The organism is Hyphomicrobiales bacterium (assembly GCA_002869065.1).
Classification (GTDB): Bacteria; Pseudomonadota; Alphaproteobacteria; order Rhizobiales; family Rhodobiaceae; genus Rhodobium.
The window spans coordinates 162,894-179,360 of record PKTR01000007.1 but is presented as its reverse complement, the minus strand read 5'-3'; the positions used below and the strand labels follow the sequence as shown (position 1 = coordinate 179,360).

The 16,467-nt window shown below is 64.6% G+C and carries 15 protein-coding genes; all 15 read left to right on the top strand.

The window, feature by feature from the left end; translation table 11 throughout:
- Nucleotides 1-223 precede the first annotated feature (223 nt).
- The 15 genes from C0606_17705 to C0606_17635 all read left to right on the top strand — a co-directional run bounded on the left by C0606_17705 (nt 224) and on the right by C0606_17635 (nt 16,465).
- Nucleotides 224-1,255 carry a Rieske (2Fe-2S) protein gene (locus C0606_17705; GenBank protein ID PLX35923.1) on the top strand — a complete coding sequence of 344 codons (1,032 nt, stop codon included), beginning with the start codon at nt 224-226 and terminating at the stop codon, nt 1,253-1,255.
- A gap of 180 nt (nt 1,256-1,435) precedes the next feature.
- The gene (locus C0606_17700) at nt 1,436-1,999 is read left to right on the top strand and encodes a hypothetical protein (protein ID PLX35922.1); all 564 of its coding nucleotides are present in this window, start codon (nt 1,436-1,438) and stop codon (nt 1,997-1,999) included.
- 129 nt (nt 2,000-2,128) lie between these two features.
- On the top strand, nt 2,129-3,433 hold the full coding sequence (locus C0606_17695; protein ID PLX35921.1) for a succinyl-diaminopimelate desuccinylase: 1,305 nt from the start codon (nt 2,129-2,131) through the stop codon (nt 3,431-3,433).
- A gap of 66 nt (nt 3,434-3,499) precedes the next feature.
- On the top strand, nt 3,500-4,981 hold the full coding sequence (locus C0606_17690) for an ABC transporter substrate-binding protein (protein ID PLX35920.1): 1,482 nt from the start codon (nt 3,500-3,502) through the stop codon (nt 4,979-4,981).
- A 38-nt stretch (nt 4,982-5,019) separates the two neighbouring features.
- Nucleotides 5,020-5,976, top strand: coding sequence for a peptide ABC transporter (locus C0606_17685; GenBank protein PLX35919.1), 957 nt, complete (start codon nt 5,020-5,022; stop codon nt 5,974-5,976).
- A complete protein-coding gene (locus C0606_17680) occupies nt 5,966-6,817 on the top strand; it encodes a peptide ABC transporter permease (GenBank protein ID PLX35918.1) in 852 nt (283 codons plus the stop codon). Before C0606_17685 ends, C0606_17680 begins: the two co-directional genes overlap by 11 nt.
- Before the next feature lie 2 nt (nt 6,818-6,819).
- The gene (locus tag C0606_17675; protein PLX35917.1) at nt 6,820-7,806 is read left to right on the top strand and encodes an ABC transporter ATP-binding protein; all 987 of its coding nucleotides are present in this window, start codon (nt 6,820-6,822) and stop codon (nt 7,804-7,806) included.
- Nucleotides 7,803-8,825: a peptide ABC transporter ATP-binding protein gene (locus tag C0606_17670; GenBank protein ID PLX35916.1), complete on the top strand. Its 1,023-nt coding sequence runs from the start codon at nt 7,803-7,805 to the stop codon at nt 8,823-8,825. Before C0606_17675 ends, C0606_17670 begins: the two co-directional genes overlap by 4 nt.
- Nucleotides 8,822-10,255, top strand: coding sequence for an aldehyde dehydrogenase (locus C0606_17665; protein PLX35915.1), 1,434 nt, complete (start codon nt 8,822-8,824; stop codon nt 10,253-10,255). The genes C0606_17670 and C0606_17665 overlap by 4 nt, the downstream gene beginning before the upstream one ends.
- Before the next feature lie 81 nt (nt 10,256-10,336).
- On the top strand, nt 10,337-11,083 hold the full coding sequence (fabG, locus tag C0606_17660) for a 3-oxoacyl-ACP reductase (protein PLX35914.1): 747 nt from the start codon (nt 10,337-10,339) through the stop codon (nt 11,081-11,083).
- Between the two features lie 275 nt (nt 11,084-11,358).
- Nucleotides 11,359-13,068 carry a type I secretion system permease/ATPase gene (locus tag C0606_17655; GenBank protein PLX35913.1) on the top strand — a complete coding sequence of 570 codons (1,710 nt, stop codon included), beginning with the start codon at nt 11,359-11,361 and terminating at the stop codon, nt 13,066-13,068.
- A 3-nt stretch (nt 13,069-13,071) separates the two neighbouring features.
- Nucleotides 13,072-14,382 carry an HlyD family type I secretion periplasmic adaptor subunit gene (locus tag C0606_17650; GenBank protein PLX35912.1) on the top strand — a complete coding sequence of 437 codons (1,311 nt, stop codon included), beginning with the start codon at nt 13,072-13,074 and terminating at the stop codon, nt 14,380-14,382.
- A gap of 192 nt (nt 14,383-14,574) precedes the next feature.
- Nucleotides 14,575-14,700 carry a 50S ribosomal protein L36 gene (locus tag C0606_17645; protein PLX35911.1) on the top strand — a complete coding sequence of 42 codons (126 nt, stop codon included), beginning with the start codon at nt 14,575-14,577 and terminating at the stop codon, nt 14,698-14,700.
- A 52-nt stretch (nt 14,701-14,752) separates the two neighbouring features.
- Nucleotides 14,753-15,388: a hypothetical protein gene (locus tag C0606_17640; GenBank protein PLX35910.1), complete on the top strand. Its 636-nt coding sequence runs from the start codon at nt 14,753-14,755 to the stop codon at nt 15,386-15,388.
- 87 nt (nt 15,389-15,475) lie between these two features.
- Nucleotides 15,476-16,465 carry an alpha/beta hydrolase gene (locus tag C0606_17635; GenBank protein PLX35909.1) on the top strand — a complete coding sequence of 330 codons (990 nt, stop codon included), beginning with the start codon at nt 15,476-15,478 and terminating at the stop codon, nt 16,463-16,465.
- The last annotated feature ends 2 nt before the right edge of the window (nt 16,466-16,467 follow it).

Below are 16,467 nucleotides of genomic sequence, written 5' to 3'. Positions count from 1 at the left end.
GTATCAAATTTAATAAAATCAATGTATTAAGCGAAATTCATGGGCTTTCTCTCAGGCCGACTAATAACTTTTCTGAATACCGTTTGCGTAAATTTTGGATCCAGAATTCTGTACAGGCTCGGAAATCGAGCGTACAAGGGCGGCTACGGCGACGTCCACGCAGATGGGTTCACGAAAAGAGCCCGCCGACGGACTTGGGGAAACGGTGTCGGGAGGACACGCAATGTTCATTCAAAACCGGTGGTACGCGGTCGCCTGGGACCACGAGATCAAGCACGCGCCGTTCGGGCGGATGATCTGCGGCGAGAAGATCGTGTTCTATCGCAAGCCCGACCGCAGCGTCGTCGCGCTCGAGGATTGCTGTCCCCATCGCCTGTTGCCGCTATCGAAGGGCAAGGTCGAGGGTGAACGGCTGGTGTGCGGCTATCACGGCATTGCCTTTGCCGAGGGCGGCAAATGCGTGCACATGCCGAACCAGGAATCGATCAATCCGAACACCGACATTCGCGCCTACCCGGTGACCGAGCGCTACCGCTTCGTCTGGGTGTGGATCGGCGATCCGGCGCTGGCCGACGAGGCGAAGCTGCCGAACATGCCGTGGTGCGAGGACGACGGCTGGGCGTTCGACGGCGGCACTTACCATATCGGCTGTGACTACAAGCTCTTGATCGACAATTTGATGGACCTGACGCACGAGACCTACGTGCACCCCTCCAGCATCGGTCAGGAAGAGATCACGGAAACACCCATCGAGACAAAGTCCGACGGTGAGTCGGTGACCGTCTCGCGCTGGATGCACGACATCGCGCCGCCGCCGTTCTGGGCGCACAATCTGCGCTCGACCGCCAATTGCGACCGCTGGCAGATCTGTCGCTTCGAACTGCCGGCAAACGTCTTCATCGACGTCGGCGTGGCGCTGGCCGGCACCGGCGCGCCGGAAGGCGACCGCTCGCAGGGCGTGTCGGCAACCGTCGTCGATCTGATGACGCCGGAAACAGAAACGACAACCTGGTACCACTGGGGCTTCGCGCGCGACTTCGAGGTCAAGGATCAGGGCCTGACGCTGCGTATCAAGGAAGGCCAGGGCAAGATATTCGCCGAAGACCTCGACGTGCTCGAAGAGCAGCAGCGCAACATCATCGCGCGGCCGGACCGCAAGCTGCTGACCTTCAACATCGATGCGGGCGGCGTGCGCGCCCGGCGCATCATCGAGCGAGTGCTCGACGCGCAGGCAGGGTCCGACGCGGCCGAGTAAATGCGCAATCCACAAAAGTGAGCGCGGCCAAGACAGAACCGCGCTCCAGCCTAACGGCGCCCTTGAAGCCGTCCCGCGTATGCAAGCCTCGCGGGGCGGTTTTCTTTTGCGCTTTCCCGAGTTGTCTGCAACGCTTGTCCGTATCGGCTGGGCGGGGCGTTGCCGCCGGGGAGGCGGGCGATGAAGGTTCAATGCGATTGCGGACGGTTTCAGGCAGAGCTTACGCACTTTCCGAAGCATTCGCCGGGTCGGCTGGTTTGCTACTGCGATGACTGCCAGACCTATCTGAAGGCTCTCGGGCGCGAAGATCTGCTCGATCCCTACGGCGGAACGGAGATCGTTCCCGTGTATCCCGACGAGTTCAAGATCGTCGCCGGCGCCGAGGTGCTCAGGTGCAACCGTCTCAGCAAGAGGGGGCTTTCACGCTGGTCGGCGACCTGCTGCAATTCCCCGATTGCGAATGTGCGGCCGAAATTTCCCTGGGTCGGCATTCTGCATAATGCCTACACGGTCAAGGCGCCGGACACTCTGGAAAAAGCGGGTCCCATCCGCAGCCGCATCATGGGCAAGTTCAAACGCGGCACACCGCCCTTCGAGATTTCGGAAAAAATCCGACTGAGAGACATTCTGGTCATCGCGCCGTTCCTGCTGAGAGGCTTTCTGTTCAAGAAGCACAGGGTCTCGCCATTCTTCAGGGAGGATGGCGTGACGCCGGTTTGCGACCCGGTGATCCTCGACACCTAGACGTTGAAACGAACCGCTTTCGCGGCGGTATGTTTCTCCGCTCTGGAAAAGCCGCGCCCGCGACGCATAGGCGTTTGTCAAAGCGGGCGGACTTGTCTTTAATCCCCGGACAGACAAGCGGGTGATGGAATGCTGGAACAGGATTTTCGGCAAAAACTGAAAGACCGGATCGCGGGCAAGACCGACGAGGTCGTGGCGCTGACGCAGGCGCTGATCCGCATCCCGACGATCAACCCGCCGGGCGATGCCTATGCGCCTTGCGCCGAGCTGATCGGCGAGCGGCTGAAGGCGCGCGGGTTTGCAATTGAATATGTCCGCGCGCACGGCACGCCGGGCGATAGCGACGCCTATCCGCGCATCAATGTGGTCGCCCGCATCGAGGGCAACCGACCCGGGCCGGGCGTGCATTTCAACGGCCATATCGACGTGGTCGAGGTCGGCAAGGGCTGGACGGTCGATCCGTTCGGCGGCGAGGTCATTGACGGCAAGGTCTACGGGCGCGGCTCGTGCGACATGAAGGGCGGTCTCGCGGCGGCCATCGTCGCGGTCGAAGCGTTCCTCGAAGAGGTCGGCGACGACTTCCCCGGCGCCATCGAGATCTCCGGTACGGTTGATGAGGAGACAGGCGGCTATGGTGGCGTCGGCTATCTCGCCGAGCGGGGATACTTCTCCAAGCCGCGCGTGGATCACGTGATCATCCCCGAACCGCTCAATGTCGACCGCGTCTGTGTCGGTCATCGCGGCGTGTGGTGGGCGGAGATCGAGACGCATGGGCGGATCGCGCATGGCTCGATGCCTTTCCTCGGCAATTGCGCCGTGCGGCACATGGGCGCCGTTCTCGGTCGTATCGAGGAGACGCTGCTGCCGCGGCTCTCGGCCCGCCAGACCGAAATGCCGGTGGTGCCGGAGGGCGCGCGGCAATCGACGCTCAACATAAATTCCATTCACGGCGGACTCGGCGAGGACTATGACGGACTGCCGAGCCCGCTGGTGCCGGACAGCTGCCGCATGGTGATCGACCGGCGCTATCTCATCGAGGAAGACCCGGCGGAGGTGCGCGGCGAGATCGTCGGCATGCTCGACCATCTGGCGACCCATCGCGACGGCTTCAGCTATGACATCAAGGAAGTGCTGTCCTTCCCGCCGACCATGACGGACGCGGATGCGCCGGTCGTGAAGGCGGTGGAAGGGGCGATCGGCGAAGTGCTCGGGCGTCCGGCGTCGCAGGTCGTATCGCCCGGCACCTACGACCAGAAACACATCGTGCGGGTCGGTCATTTGAAGGATTGCATCGCCTACGGGCCGGGTATCCTCGATCTCGCCCATCAGCCCGACGAATATGTCGAGATCGATGCCATGGTGCAGTCAGCGCAGGTGATGGCGCTTGCCATGCTCGACCTGCTTACCGGAACGCAACAAGAGGCGACCGACTGAGGTCGGCATGAGGGAGTATTCGGCTACCGGCAATATGCGGGGCCGAGGTCAAAGGGAGCGAACACAATGAAGCGCAGCAATGCGGTGATCCTTGGAGCGGCCATGGCCGCGATGCTGGCCGGGCCGGCGCTTGCCGCCAAGACGAGCTTCACCATGGGCATGGTGCTCGAACCGCCGCATCTCGATCCGACGGCAGGGGCGGCGGCGGCCATCGACGAGGTGGTCTATGCCAATGTGTTCGAGGGGCTGACCCGCATCGACCGCAATGGCGAGGTGAAGCCGGCGCTTGCCGAGAGCTGGACCATCGGCGAGGACGGCAAGACCTACACGTTCAAACTGCGCTCTGGCGCGACCTTCCACGACGGTTCGGCGTTCGACTGCGAGGACGTGAAGTTCACCATCGAGCGCGCCAAGGCGGAAGACAGCGTCAACGCGCAGAAGCGCCTGTTCGCGCCGATCAGCGAAGTCGCCTGCCCGGCGCCGGATCAGGCCGTGGTGACGCTTTCGGAAGTCACCGGTGCGTTCCTGTTCAACATGGGCTGGGGTGATGCGATCATCGTCGCGGCGGAGACTGCGGCCGACAACAAGACCAACCCGGTTGGCACCGGGCCGTTCGTCTTCAAGCGCTGGGTCAAGGGCGACCGGGTCGAGCTTGCCCGCAACGACGCCTATTGGGGCGACAAGCCGGCGCTCGAAAGCGCGACATTCAAATTCATCTCCGATCCATCGGCCGCAACGGCTGCGCTGATGGCCGGGGATGTCGACGGTTTCGCCAATTTCCCGGCGCCGGAAAGCGCGACCGTCTTCGAGGCGGATCCGCGTTTTACGGTCAAGGTTGGCACGACCGAGGGCGAGACCATCCTGGCGATGAACAACGCCAAGGCGTCGTTCGACGATATCCGGGTGCGCCGCGCGATCACCCATGCGCTCGACCGCGATGCGATCATCGAAGGCGCGATGTTCGGGCAGGGCACGCGGATCGGTTCGCATGTCGCACCGCATAATCCGGCCTATGTGGATTTGTCCGACGCCTATCCGTATGACGTCGACAAGGCCAAGGCGCTTCTTGCCGAAGCCGGGCTTGCCGATGGCTTCACGGCGAAGCTGATGCTGCCGCCGCCGTCCTATGCACGGCGCAGCGGCGAGGTGATCGCGGCGCAGCTCGGTCAGGTCGGCATCAAGGTCGAGATCGAGGCGATCGAATGGGCGCAGTGGCTCGATCAGGTGTTCAAGCGCACCGATTTCGACATGACGATCGTGTCGCATACGGAGCCCGCCGACATCGAGATCTACGCTCGCGACAAGTACTATTTCAACTACGCCAACGACGCGTTCAAGACCGCCTATGCGGTCTACGCCGCGACCGTCGATCCGGAAAAGGCGAAGGGCCTGCTCGGCGATCTGCAACGCATGCTGTCTGAGGATGCGGTCAACGTGTTCCTGTTCCAGTTGCCGAAGCTCGGCATCTGGAATGCCAAGGCGCAGGGCCTGTGGGAGAACAGCCCGGTGCAGGCGAACGATTTGACCGGCGTGAGTTGGACCGAGTAGGGCGGTTTCCGGTCGCAGCCTGAAAGGCGAGCCGACAGATGAGCGTATTCCTCGCCAGACGCCTTGCCGGGCTCTTCGCGACTGCGCTCGTGACCTCGCTCGTCGTCTTTCTCGTCATGGAGGTGCTGCCGGGCGATCCGGCAGCCGTCATGCTCGGGGTCAATGCCGAAGCCGATACGCTCGCCGCGCTGCGCCACGAGATGGGCTTCGACCGGCCGCTGATGGAACGCTATCTCGCCTTTGCCGGCGGGCTCATCGTCGGCGATTTCGGCACCAGCTACACCTATGGCGTTCCGGTATCGGAACTGATCCTCGACCGCATCATGGTCAGTGTGCCGCTCGCCGTGATGGCAATCGTGCTGTCGACGCTGATCGCGCTGCCGCTCGGCGTGCTGGCGGCGGCTCGTCACGGCAAGGGAACGGATGCGGCGATCATGGGCTTCGCGCAGATCGGCGTCGCTGTGCCGAATTTCTGGCTCGGTCTGCTGCTGATTCTGCTATTTTCGGTCAACCTGAAATGGATGCCGGCGGGCGGTTTCGCCGGTTGGGATCAGGGGCTTTGGGCCGGCGTCAAATCGCTGATCCTGCCGGCAATCGCGCTCGCCCTGCCGCAGGCGGCGATCCTGGCACGCGTGACGCGATCCTCGGTGCTCGAGACCCTGCACGAGGACTATGTCCGCACGGCGCGGGCGAAGGGTTTGAGCCGGGCGCGCACGCTCTGGCATCACGCCGCGCGCAACGCCCTCATCCCCGTCGTCACCATCATGGGGCTGCAGTTCTCCTTCCTGCTTGCCGGCACGATCATCATCGAGAACGTGTTCACGCTGCCCGGGCTCGGGCGGCTGATTTTCCAGGCGATCAGCCAGCGCGATCTGATCGTCGTCGAAAGCGTCGTGGTGCTCCTGGCGGTCGCCGTCATCCTGATCAACTTTCTGGTCGATATCGCTTATGGGCTGATCGATCCGCGGCTGCGGCGGGGGCATCATGGCCGCTGAGGGCATCCGCGAAATCCTGCGCAAGGGGCGCGGCAACCGCGCCTTCGTCATCGGCGGGGCGATCACCGTGGTGCTCGTCGCAATCGCGCTCGTCTCCTTCGTGTGGACGCCGCACGCGTTTGACGCGCAGAACATCGCCAACCGCTTCGCGCCGTCCTCGGCCGCGCATCTGCTCGGCACCGACATGTACGGGCGGGACATCCTGTCGATCCTGATGGTCGGGGCGCAGAACTCGATCCTCGTTGCCATCGTCGCGGTCGGCATCGGGCTCGGCATCGGCGTGCCGCTTGGCGCGATGGCGGCGGCGCGCGGCGGGTTACTTGACGAAGTCATCATGCGGATGAACGACTTCGCCTTCGCTTTCCCGTCGCTCTTGACGGCGGTGATGATCACCGCGCTTGCCGGCCCCGGCGCGGTCAACGCGATCATCGCCATCGGCATCTTCAATATCCCGGTGTTTGCCCGCCTGACGCGCGGCGCGGCGCTGCCGGTGTGGAAGCGCGACTACGTCATGGCGGCGCGGGCCTCGGCGCGCGGGCCGGTCGCGATCACGCTCGAGCACGTGCTGCCGAACATTGCCGGCGTGTTGATCGTGCAGGCGACGATCCAGTTCGCGCTCGCCATCCTCGCCGAAGCCGGGCTCTCCTATCTCGGGCTTGGCGCGCAGCCGCCGGATCCGAGCTGGGGGCGGCTCCTGAAGGAATCGCAGACGCTGATCTATGTCGCGCCGCATCTCGCGATCTATCCCGGCATTGCGATCACGCTCTCCGTGCTCGGCCTCAACCTCCTGGGCGACGGCCTGCGCGACGTGCTCGACCCGCGCCTGCGGCGGGAGCGCTGACCATGGCGCATCTCCTGGACATCCGCGATCTCTCCGTCACCATTCCAACGGATGGCGGCCCGGCGCGCATTCTAGAAGATGTGGCGCTGTCGCTCGACCGGGGCGGCACGCTCGGCCTTGTCGGCGAATCCGGTTCCGGCAAGTCGATGACGGCGCTCGCCATCATGGGGCTGTTGCCGCGTGCCGCACACGCGACCGGCGCGGTGCGGCTCGATGGCGACGACATGCTCGGCTGGGACGAGGACCGGCTCTGCGACATGCGCGGGGCGCGGATCGCGATGATCTTTCAGGAGCCGATGACGGCGCTGAACCCTGTTCACACGATCGGGGCGCAGATCGCAGAGGGTATCCGCATCCATCTGGGGCTCGGGCGGGGCGAGGCGGAGGACCGCGCCCGGCGGCTGCTTGATCGGGTCGGCCTGCCGGCACCGCGCTTCTCGCCGCATGCCTATCCGCACCAGCTTTCCGGCGGGCAGCGGCAGCGGGTGATGATCGCCATCGCGCTTGCCTGTGAGCCGGACCTCCTGATCGCCGATGAGCCGACGACGGCGCTCGACGTGACGGTTCAGGCGCAGATCCTGGCGCTGATTGCGGAGATCGCCGACGACACCGGCATGGCGCTGATGATGATCACCCACGACCTCGGCGTCGTCGCCGAAACCACCGACCGGGTGGCGGTGATGTATGCCGGGCGGATCGTCGAGGAAGGCTCAACGGCGGCGGTCTTTGCCGCGCCGCGCCATCCCTATACCGCGGGGCTGTTCGCGGCCTCGCCGCATGCGCTTGAGGTGGTTGCAGGCAAACGAACCCGCCTTGCCGCCATCGACGGGCAGGTGCCCGATCCGAGCGAGAAGCCGGCTGGCTGCGCCTTCGCGCCGCGTTGTTCGCGGCGGTCGCCGCAATGCGCGGATCGACCCGTGATGGACGCGTTTTCGCCCGATCAGTCGACGGCCTGCTTCCATCCGCTGGGCCTGGGAGGAGTGCGATGAGCGACACCCTCGTCAGTGTCTCCGGCCTGGTGCGCGACTACACGCTGCCGCGTGAGAGCCTGTTCGCGCCGGCGCCGGTCTTCCGTGCGCTCGACGGGATCGATCTTGTCATTCGCCGGGGCCGTTCTCTCGGGCTCGTCGGCGAGTCCGGCTGTGGGAAGTCGACGCTTGCCCGTGCGATCCTAGCGCTGGAGCAGCCGACCGAGGGTAGCGTGCATCTCAACGGCAAGGAGCTCTTCGCGCTGTCGAAGGCAGAGCTGCGGGCGATGCGGCGCCATGTGCAGATCGTCTTTCAGGACCCCTACGGCTCGCTCGATCCACGCCACAAGGTCGGGCGCATCGTCGCCGAGCCGCTGATCGGGCTCGAACCCGGCACGCCGCGTGCCGAGCGCCGCCGCCGCGTCATCGAGACGCTCGCCTCCGTCGGCCTGTCGGAGCGCGACGCCGACAAATATCCGCACGAGTTTTCCGGCGGTCAGCGGCAGCGTATCGCGATTGCGCGTGCTCTGATCACGCGGCCGGATCTGATCGTCGCCGACGAGCCTGTCTCAGCGCTTGACGTTTCGGTGCAGGCGCAGGTGCTGAACCTGATGGCCGATCTGCAGGAAACGCTCGGCCTGACCTATGTATTTATCAGCCATGACCTGCATGTGGTCCGTCTCGTCACCGACGATCTCGCGGTGATGTATCGCGGGCGGCTCGTCGAAACGGGACCGACCGCTGACGTCTTCGCCGCGCCGGCGCATCCCTATACGCGGGCGCTGATCGATGCGGTGCCGGTGGCCGATCCGGCGCGGCGGCTGCACGCGGCAGGAACGAAGGCGGCGGACCTGATCGAGCCTGACCGGGCCGACGAGCCCGTCGGCGGCTGCGCCTTTGCACCGCGCTGTCCAATTGCCGAAATGCGCTGCCGGGTCAAGGAGCCCTTGCTCCGGGACGCCGGCGACGCCAACAATGGCGGCCGCAGGGTCGCCTGCCATTTCGCCGAACAACGCACGCCTGAGGGAGAACAAGCATGACCAAGAACCTGATCGGCGGAGCGTGGATCGATTCGTCCGGCGGCGAGACCATTCCGGTCGTCGACCCGAGCACGGGCGAGGTGTTCGCCGAACTGGCGCGCGGCACGGCAGACGATATCGACGCAGCGGTGGCGGCGGCGCATATCGCCATGGACAATGAGTGGGGCAGGCTGACCGCGGTCGAACGGGGCCGGCTGATCACCCGCCTCGGCGATATCGTGCGCGACAATGTCGACAAGCTCGCCGAACTTGAAGCGCGCGACGTTGGCAAGCCGCTGAAGCAGGCGCGCGCCGACGCGGTCGCTCTAGCGCGCTATTGCGAGTTCTACGGTGGGGCGGCGGACAAGGTGCACGGCACCACGATTCCCTATCTCGACGGCTACACGGTGATGACGCTGCGCGAGCCGCATGGCGTCACCGGCCACATCATCCCGTGGAACTATCCGATGCAGATCATCGGCCGTAGCGTTGGTGCGGCGCTCACCATGGGCAATGCGACGGTGATCAAGCCGGGCGAGGATGCCTCGCAGACGGCGCTGATGTTCGGCGAGCTGGCGAGCGAGGCGGGCTTCCCCGATGGCGCGATCAACATCGTCACCGGCTTTGGCGAGGAGGCAGGCGCGGCGCTGGCGCATCATCCCGGCATCCAGCACATCTCGTTTACCGGCTCGGTCGAGGTCGGCAAGCTGATCCAGAAGGCGGGGGCGGAGAACACGATCCCCGTGACGCTCGAACTCGGCGGCAAGTCGCCGCAACTGGTGTTCGCCGACGCCGATCTCGACGCGGCGATGCCGTTCCTCGTCAATGCGGCGATCCAGAATGCCGGCCAGACCTGCTCGGCGGGCAGCCGCATCCTGGTCGAAGAGGCGATCTATGACGAGGTTGTCGATCGCTTGGTCTCGGCTTTCTCGCGGTTGCGGGTCGGGCCGGCGCTTGCCGATCTCGATTGCGGGCCGCTGATCAATCAAAGCCAGAAGATGCGGGTCGACGGCTTCGTCGCCCGCGCCAAGGAAGCTGGGCTCGAGGTGCTGGCTGAAGGCAGCGTCGACGATGCCGCGCCGGCCGGCGGCTACTACGCGGCGCCGGTGCTGGTCGGGCGGGTGCCGGGCGATGCGGAGCTTGCCCGCAACGAGGTGTTCGGGCCGGTGCTCGCCGTCATTCCGGTGCGTGATGAGGCGCATGCGCTATCGGTCGCCAACAGTACCGAATTCGGCCTCGTCGCCGGTGTATGGACCCGCGACGGCGGGCGGCAGATGCGGCTCGCCCGCAAGCTGAAGGCCGGTCAGGTCTTCATCAACAATTACGGCGCCGGAGGTGGCGTCGAACTGCCCTTTGGCGGCGTGAAGTCGAGCGGGCACGGGCGCGAGAAGGGCTTCGAGGCGCTCTATGGCTTCTCCGTCACCAAGACGGTGGCGATCCGGCACGGCTGAGCGGCGCGTAAAGGCGTTGCCAGCGCCGCTGCGCCGCGTCATGCTGCAGGAACATTGGTGCTGTTGCGTTGGGGGTTGAGGATGAGCCTGGGAAACAAGATCGCCGTGATTACCGGCGCCGCGTCGGGGTTCGGCGAGGCGATTGCCCGCCGGTTCGTTGCCGAGGGCGCGCGGGTCGTCATCGTCGACCTAAATGAAGAGGCCGGTAATCGCGTTGCCGAGGACCTTGGCGACAAGGCGATCTTCCACAAGGCCGATGTCAGCAGCGCCGACGATGTCGAGGCGATGATCTGGGCAGCCGAGCGCGAATGGGGCGGCGTCGATATCCTCGTCAACAATGCCGGCTTCACTCATCGCAACAAGCCGGTCACCGAGGTTTCGGAAGCCGAGTTCGACCGCATCTTCGCGGTCAACGTCAAGGCGATCTACCTCGGCGCCAATGCGGTGATCCCGCGCTTCCGGGCGCGTGGCGGCGGCGTCATCCTCAATGTCGCCTCGACAGCGGGGGTGCGGCCGCGGCCCAATCTCGCCGTCTACAACGCGTCGAAGGGCGCGGCGATCACGCTGACCAAGTCGCTGGCTGTCGAACTCGCGCCGGACAAGATCCGCGTCGTCGCGCTCAACCCGGTGGCCGGCGAAACCGGCATGCTGCATCTCTTCATGGGCGAGGACACGCCTGAGAAGCGGGCGCAGTTCCAGGCGAGCGTGCCGCTCGGACGGCTCAGCCAGCCGGTCGATATCGCCAATGCGGCGCTGTTCCTGTGCTCCAGCGAGGCGGAGTTCCTGACCGGCGTGGCGCTTGAGGTCGACGGCGGTCGGTGCATCTAAGCGAGATATTTTCCCGCTCGTTTTGCGTCGGGAAGAAGTTCCTATGTATCTGAATTTGCTTGAATTCACGGAATCGCCCGATTTTCCGGCAATTCCTTTGCGTCTGGCTCGATCTTTCTTCAATTCACCGTTGGTGGGGTAACAATTCGGTTCCCTTGCTGCTTTACCTGCAAATAAGACCCCGATTCCTATATAACGTGCGTTCAAGGCAGGCCGCGCGTTAGCAGGGGGCGAGTCGGCGTTGTTTCTTTAATTTTCGGGACGTCAGGGCGGGCATGGCCGCAAAAATACACGAAAACATTGTGTCGAAGGTCGTGCGCTCGGCGCGCACGGCATTCTGGGGCGTTGGCGCCTTCAGCCTGGTCATCAACATTTTGATGCTGACCGGGCCGCTGTTCATGCTGCAGATCTACGATCGCGTGCTGACCAGCCGCAGTATTCCCACGCTGCTCGCGCTGACCATGCTGGTGGTCATCCTTTACGCCTTCCTCGGCCTGTTGGAATTCATCCGCCAGCGGGTGCTGGTGCGTATCGGTCATCGGTTCGACGAAGACCTCGGCATGGCGGCGTTCAAGACCTATACCGAGATGCCGCTGGTCGCGGGCCCGCGCGGCGATGTGATCCAGCCGATCCGCGATATCGATCAGGTGCGCCAGTTCCTCGCCAGCCCGGCGATCACCTCGCTGTTCGACATGCCGTGGATGCCGGTTTATCTCGCCGTCATCCTGCTGTTCCACTGGATGCTTGGCGCGGTGGCGATTGCCGGCGGCGTGTTCCTGTTCATCATTGCGCTGACGACCGACATGATGACGCGCAACGCGCTGCGCGAGGCTGGCACGCTGCAGGGCAAGCGCTCGGCCTTCTCAGAGTCGGCGCGGCGCAACGCCGAAGTGCTGCGCGGCATGGGCATGATCAGCGCGGTCGGCAATGTCTGGCGCGGCATCAGCGACAAATACACCGCCGCGCATGCGGTCGCGAGCGATCGCACCGGCGGGTTTTCGGTCGTTACCAAGGTGTTCCGGCTGTTCCTGCAGTCCCTCATTCTTGCCGTCGGCGCCTATCTCGCGGTTCAGCAGGTGATCTCGCCCGGCACCATGATCGCGGCCTCCATCATCATGACGCGGGCGCTGCAGCCGGTCGAACAGGCGGTGTCGAACTGGCGCTCGCTGGTGCAGTCGCATCAGGCCTATACGCGGCTGAAGAAAGTGCTCGGCGATTTCCATGAACCCGAGCGCATGGCGCTCGAGGCACCGAAAAACTACCTCTCGGTCGAAGCCGTGACGATGGTGCCGCCGGGTGCGCAAACGCCGACGCTGACCGGCGCCGATTTCACCGTTCAGGCGGGAACGGCGCTCGGTATTATCGGGCCGTCCGGTGGTGGCAAGTCGACGCTGGCGCGTGCCATTGTCGGTGTGTGGCCGGTTGCGCGCGGCTCGGTTCGGCTCGACGGCGCGCCGCGCGATCAATGGGCGGACGATGAGATCGGTCGCCACATCGGCTATCTGCCGCAGGATGTGGAGCTGTTCGATGGAACGGTTGCCGACAACATCTCCCGCTTCGATCCGAACCGCTCTTCGGAAGCGGTGATCGCGGCGGCAAAGCTCGCTGGCCTGCATGAGCTCGTACTGCGTCTGCCCGACGGTTACGACACCCAGGTGGGCGAGGGCGCGGCGGTGCTCTCCGCCGGCCAGCGCCAGCGGCTCGCGCTTGCCCGCGCGATCTACGGCGATCCGTTCCTCGTCGTTCTCGACGAGCCGAATTCCAATCTCGATGGCGATGGCGAGGCGGCGCTCACTCACGCGATACGCAGCGTCAAGGAGCGTGGTGGCATCGTCGTCATCATTGCGCATCGCGCCGGCGCGGTGGTCGCGGTCGACCGTCTCGTGGTGATCGACAACGGCCGTCAGGTCGCGCTTGGTCCGCGCGATGAAATCCTTGCGCAGGTCATGAAGCAGCGCACCCAGCAGGTCGGGGCGACCGGTTAGATCATGAGCACAACGAAATCCCTATCGATGGCAGCGTCGATCCGCCGATATCTCGTGTTCGGCATGCTGGTCCTCGTGCTGCTGATCGGCGGCATCGGCGGCTGGGCGGTGATGGCGCGCGTGTCGAGTGCCGTCGTCGCGTCCGGTCTGGTCGTGGTGGAAAGCAGCACCAAGCGGGTGCAGCACCGCGAGGGCGGCATCGTCGGTGAGATCCTCGTTGCCAATGGCGACCGGGTGAAGGCCGGCGATCTGCTGATCCGGCTCGACGAAACGCTGGTGCGGGCCAATCTCGGTATCGTCATGCAGGAGCTCTCCGAGCGAAAGGCACGGCGTGCGCGGCTTGAGGCCGAACGAGACGAGGTGACCGAGATCACCTTCCCGCCCGAACTCCTTGCCCGGGCAAACAATAGCGAAGTTCAGCGCGTGCTCGACGGGCAAAAGACGTTGTTTGCCGCCCGGCTGACGACGCAGAGAGGGCAGGTCGAGCAGCTTCGTCAGCGTATCGAGCAGCTCAACGAGCAGATCGACGGGCTGGAAGCCCAAAAGGTCGCTAAGAACGACGAGAGCCGGCTGATCGAGGAAGAACTGGTCGGCCTGCAAGAGCTGCACAAGAAGGGGCACGTGCCGATTACCCGCATCATCGCCCTGCAACGCGACGCCGCCCGGCTGAAGGGCGAGAGCGGGGCGCTGACCTCGCAAATCGCCGTCAACAAGGGGCGGATCTCGGAGACCGAATTGCAGATCCTGCAGATCAAGCGCGACTTCCAGGAATCGCTGCTGCGCGAATTGCAGGAAGTGCAATTGCAGATCGCCTCGCTGGAAGAACGGCGGATCGCGGCGGAGGACCAGCTTCGCCGTATCGAGATCCGCGCGCCGATTTCCGGCCTCGTGCACGAATTGGCGGTTCACACCGTCGGCGGTGTCATCCAGGGCGGCGAGACGGTCCTGCAGCTCGTGCCGGAGACCGATGCGTTGATCATCGAGGCGCGGCTTTCGCCGACCGATATCGACCAGATCGAGGACGGCCAGCCGGCGGTGATCACTTTCTCGGCCTTCAATCAGCGCACGACACCGCAGTTGAACGCCACGGTGATGACGGTCTCGCCGGATCTGTCGCATGACCAGAAGACGGGCGTTTCCTATTTCACCGCGCGGCTGCGCCTGAACGAGGGCGAGGAAAAGCGACTCGGCGACAAGCGGCTGGTGCCCGGCATGCCGGCGGAAGTGTTCATCCGGACCGGGGAACGCACCGTCATCAGCTATCTTGTGAAGCCGCTGAGCGATCAGTTGCGGCGGACTTTCCGCGAACAATAAGGATTTGTCGAAAAGGGGTGGCTGTCGCGTCATCGCGGCAGTTGACATTGACGGGTGTTCGCCCCTATTTTCCGCGAGATTTTTTCGGGCGTGCCGAAGGCATGCTCTTTTTGTTTTCCCGATACGCGGCGCGACGAGCGTCAGACTTCGCGGCAACGCGTGAGGGGATACGAACGATCGGGACAGAAGACGATGAAAGTCAAGAACTCGCTCAAGGCTCTGATGGCGCGTCACCGCGACAACCGTCTGGTTCGCCGCAAAGGCCGGGTGTTCATCATCAACAAGAAGAACCCCCGCTTCAAAGCCCGCCAGGGCTGAGCCTTTTCGCGGCCGACGCCGCGTTACCAATATCTGCCTCTTTGCAGGATGCATGCCGGCGATTATTATTGCCGGCATGATTGTTGTTGCACGCCTGTTTCTGATTCCGTGTGCGCTGCTGGCGCTGTCCCTGCCGGCCGCTGCCAAGGAGTTGCTCGAGGTGCCCGCCTCGCGCGAAATGGAAAAGGCCGGCCCGGCGAGCGAAGCCGAAAGCCATCTCGATACGCTGTTTGCCGCCCTTGCCGAGGCGCGCACCGCCGATGAGGCCGAAAGCGTCGCCGGGCGGATCAATCGCGAACTGGTGACGAGCAACAGCCCGACCGTTTCCCTGCTGATGGAGCGGGCACTTCTGGCGGTCAGCGCGGAAGACTATCCGCTGGCGCTCGATCTGCTCGATTCGGTGGTTCTTCTCGCGCCGGACTTCGTCGAAGGCTGGAACAAGCGTGCGACGGTCTATTATCTCCTCGACGAACTCAACCTGTCGCTCAACGATATCGAGCAGACACTGCGGCTGGAGCCGCGCCACTACGGGGCGCTGATCGGGTTCGGCCTGATCATGGAGAAGTTCGAGGAGAAGCCGGCGGCGCTCAAGGCCTATCGCAAGGTGCTGTCGATCTATCCTCATAACGAGACCGCCACCAAGCACGAACGCGATTTGTCGAAAGACGTCGAGGGCGTGCCGCTGTAAGCTTTCAGGATCGTCACGGGTTTCGAAGCGCCTCCCTTTCGCCGCTCGTGCCGCTTTCCTATCGGACCATTCCCAAGACGGTCGGCCATGTCATTACCGTTGGTAATCACTCTCGTCGTTGCGGCGCTGTTTGCTGCCCTTGCCGCCTATACCGCCTTCCAGGCGCGCAAGATCGCGCGTCTCTATCCGGCGAGCGGTCACCTGATCGATGTCGATGGGCGCCAGGTTCACGTCGTCGACATGCCGGCGACGGCGGAGCGTGCGATCGGGGGCGGAACGGAGTTGCCGGCGGTGGTGTTCATCCACGGCGCGAGCGGCAATCTGCATGAGCCGATGGTGGCCCTGTCGGCGGCGTTTGGCGGGCGCTACAGGCTGACCTTCTTCGACCGGCCGGGTCACGGCTGGAGCGAGCGGCTCGGTCGTGACGACGCTTCTCCCGTGGTGCAGGCGGACATCCTTGCCGGGCTGCTTGCGGCACGCGGGATCGAGCGGGCCGTTGTGGTCGGGCATTCCTGGGGCGGTTCGGTAGCTGCCGCCTTCGGCGTGCACCATCCCGAAAAAACGGCCGGCCTGGTGTTTCTCGCGGCGGCGACACATCCCTGGGACGGCGGCATCCATTGGTACTACCGGCTGGCCTCGCGACCGCTGGTCGGACGACTGTTTACCCATACGCTGACCATGCCGGTCGGCTTGAGCATCTTCGGTTCGTCGATCCGCTCGGTGTTTGCGCCGGAAGTGCCGCCCGACGATTACGGTGGCCGGACGCGGGTGCCTCTGGTGCTCCGGCCGGGCAACTTCCGCGCCAATGCCGAGGACGTCGCCGATCTGCTCGACTATGTGCGCGAGCTGTCGGGGCGTTACGGCGATATAGCCGCGCCGACGGAAATCCTGACCGGCGACGCGGACGGCGTCGTCTACGCCCATATCCATTCGACCGGGCTGCAGCGCGATATTCCGGGCGCGCGGCTGACGGTTCTGGAGGGGGCGGGGCATATGCCACACCACACCCGTAGCGACGATATCGTCGCTGCCGTCGACCGGGTGGTGGACCGCTATCTGTTGGGCGAAGGGCGTTAGCG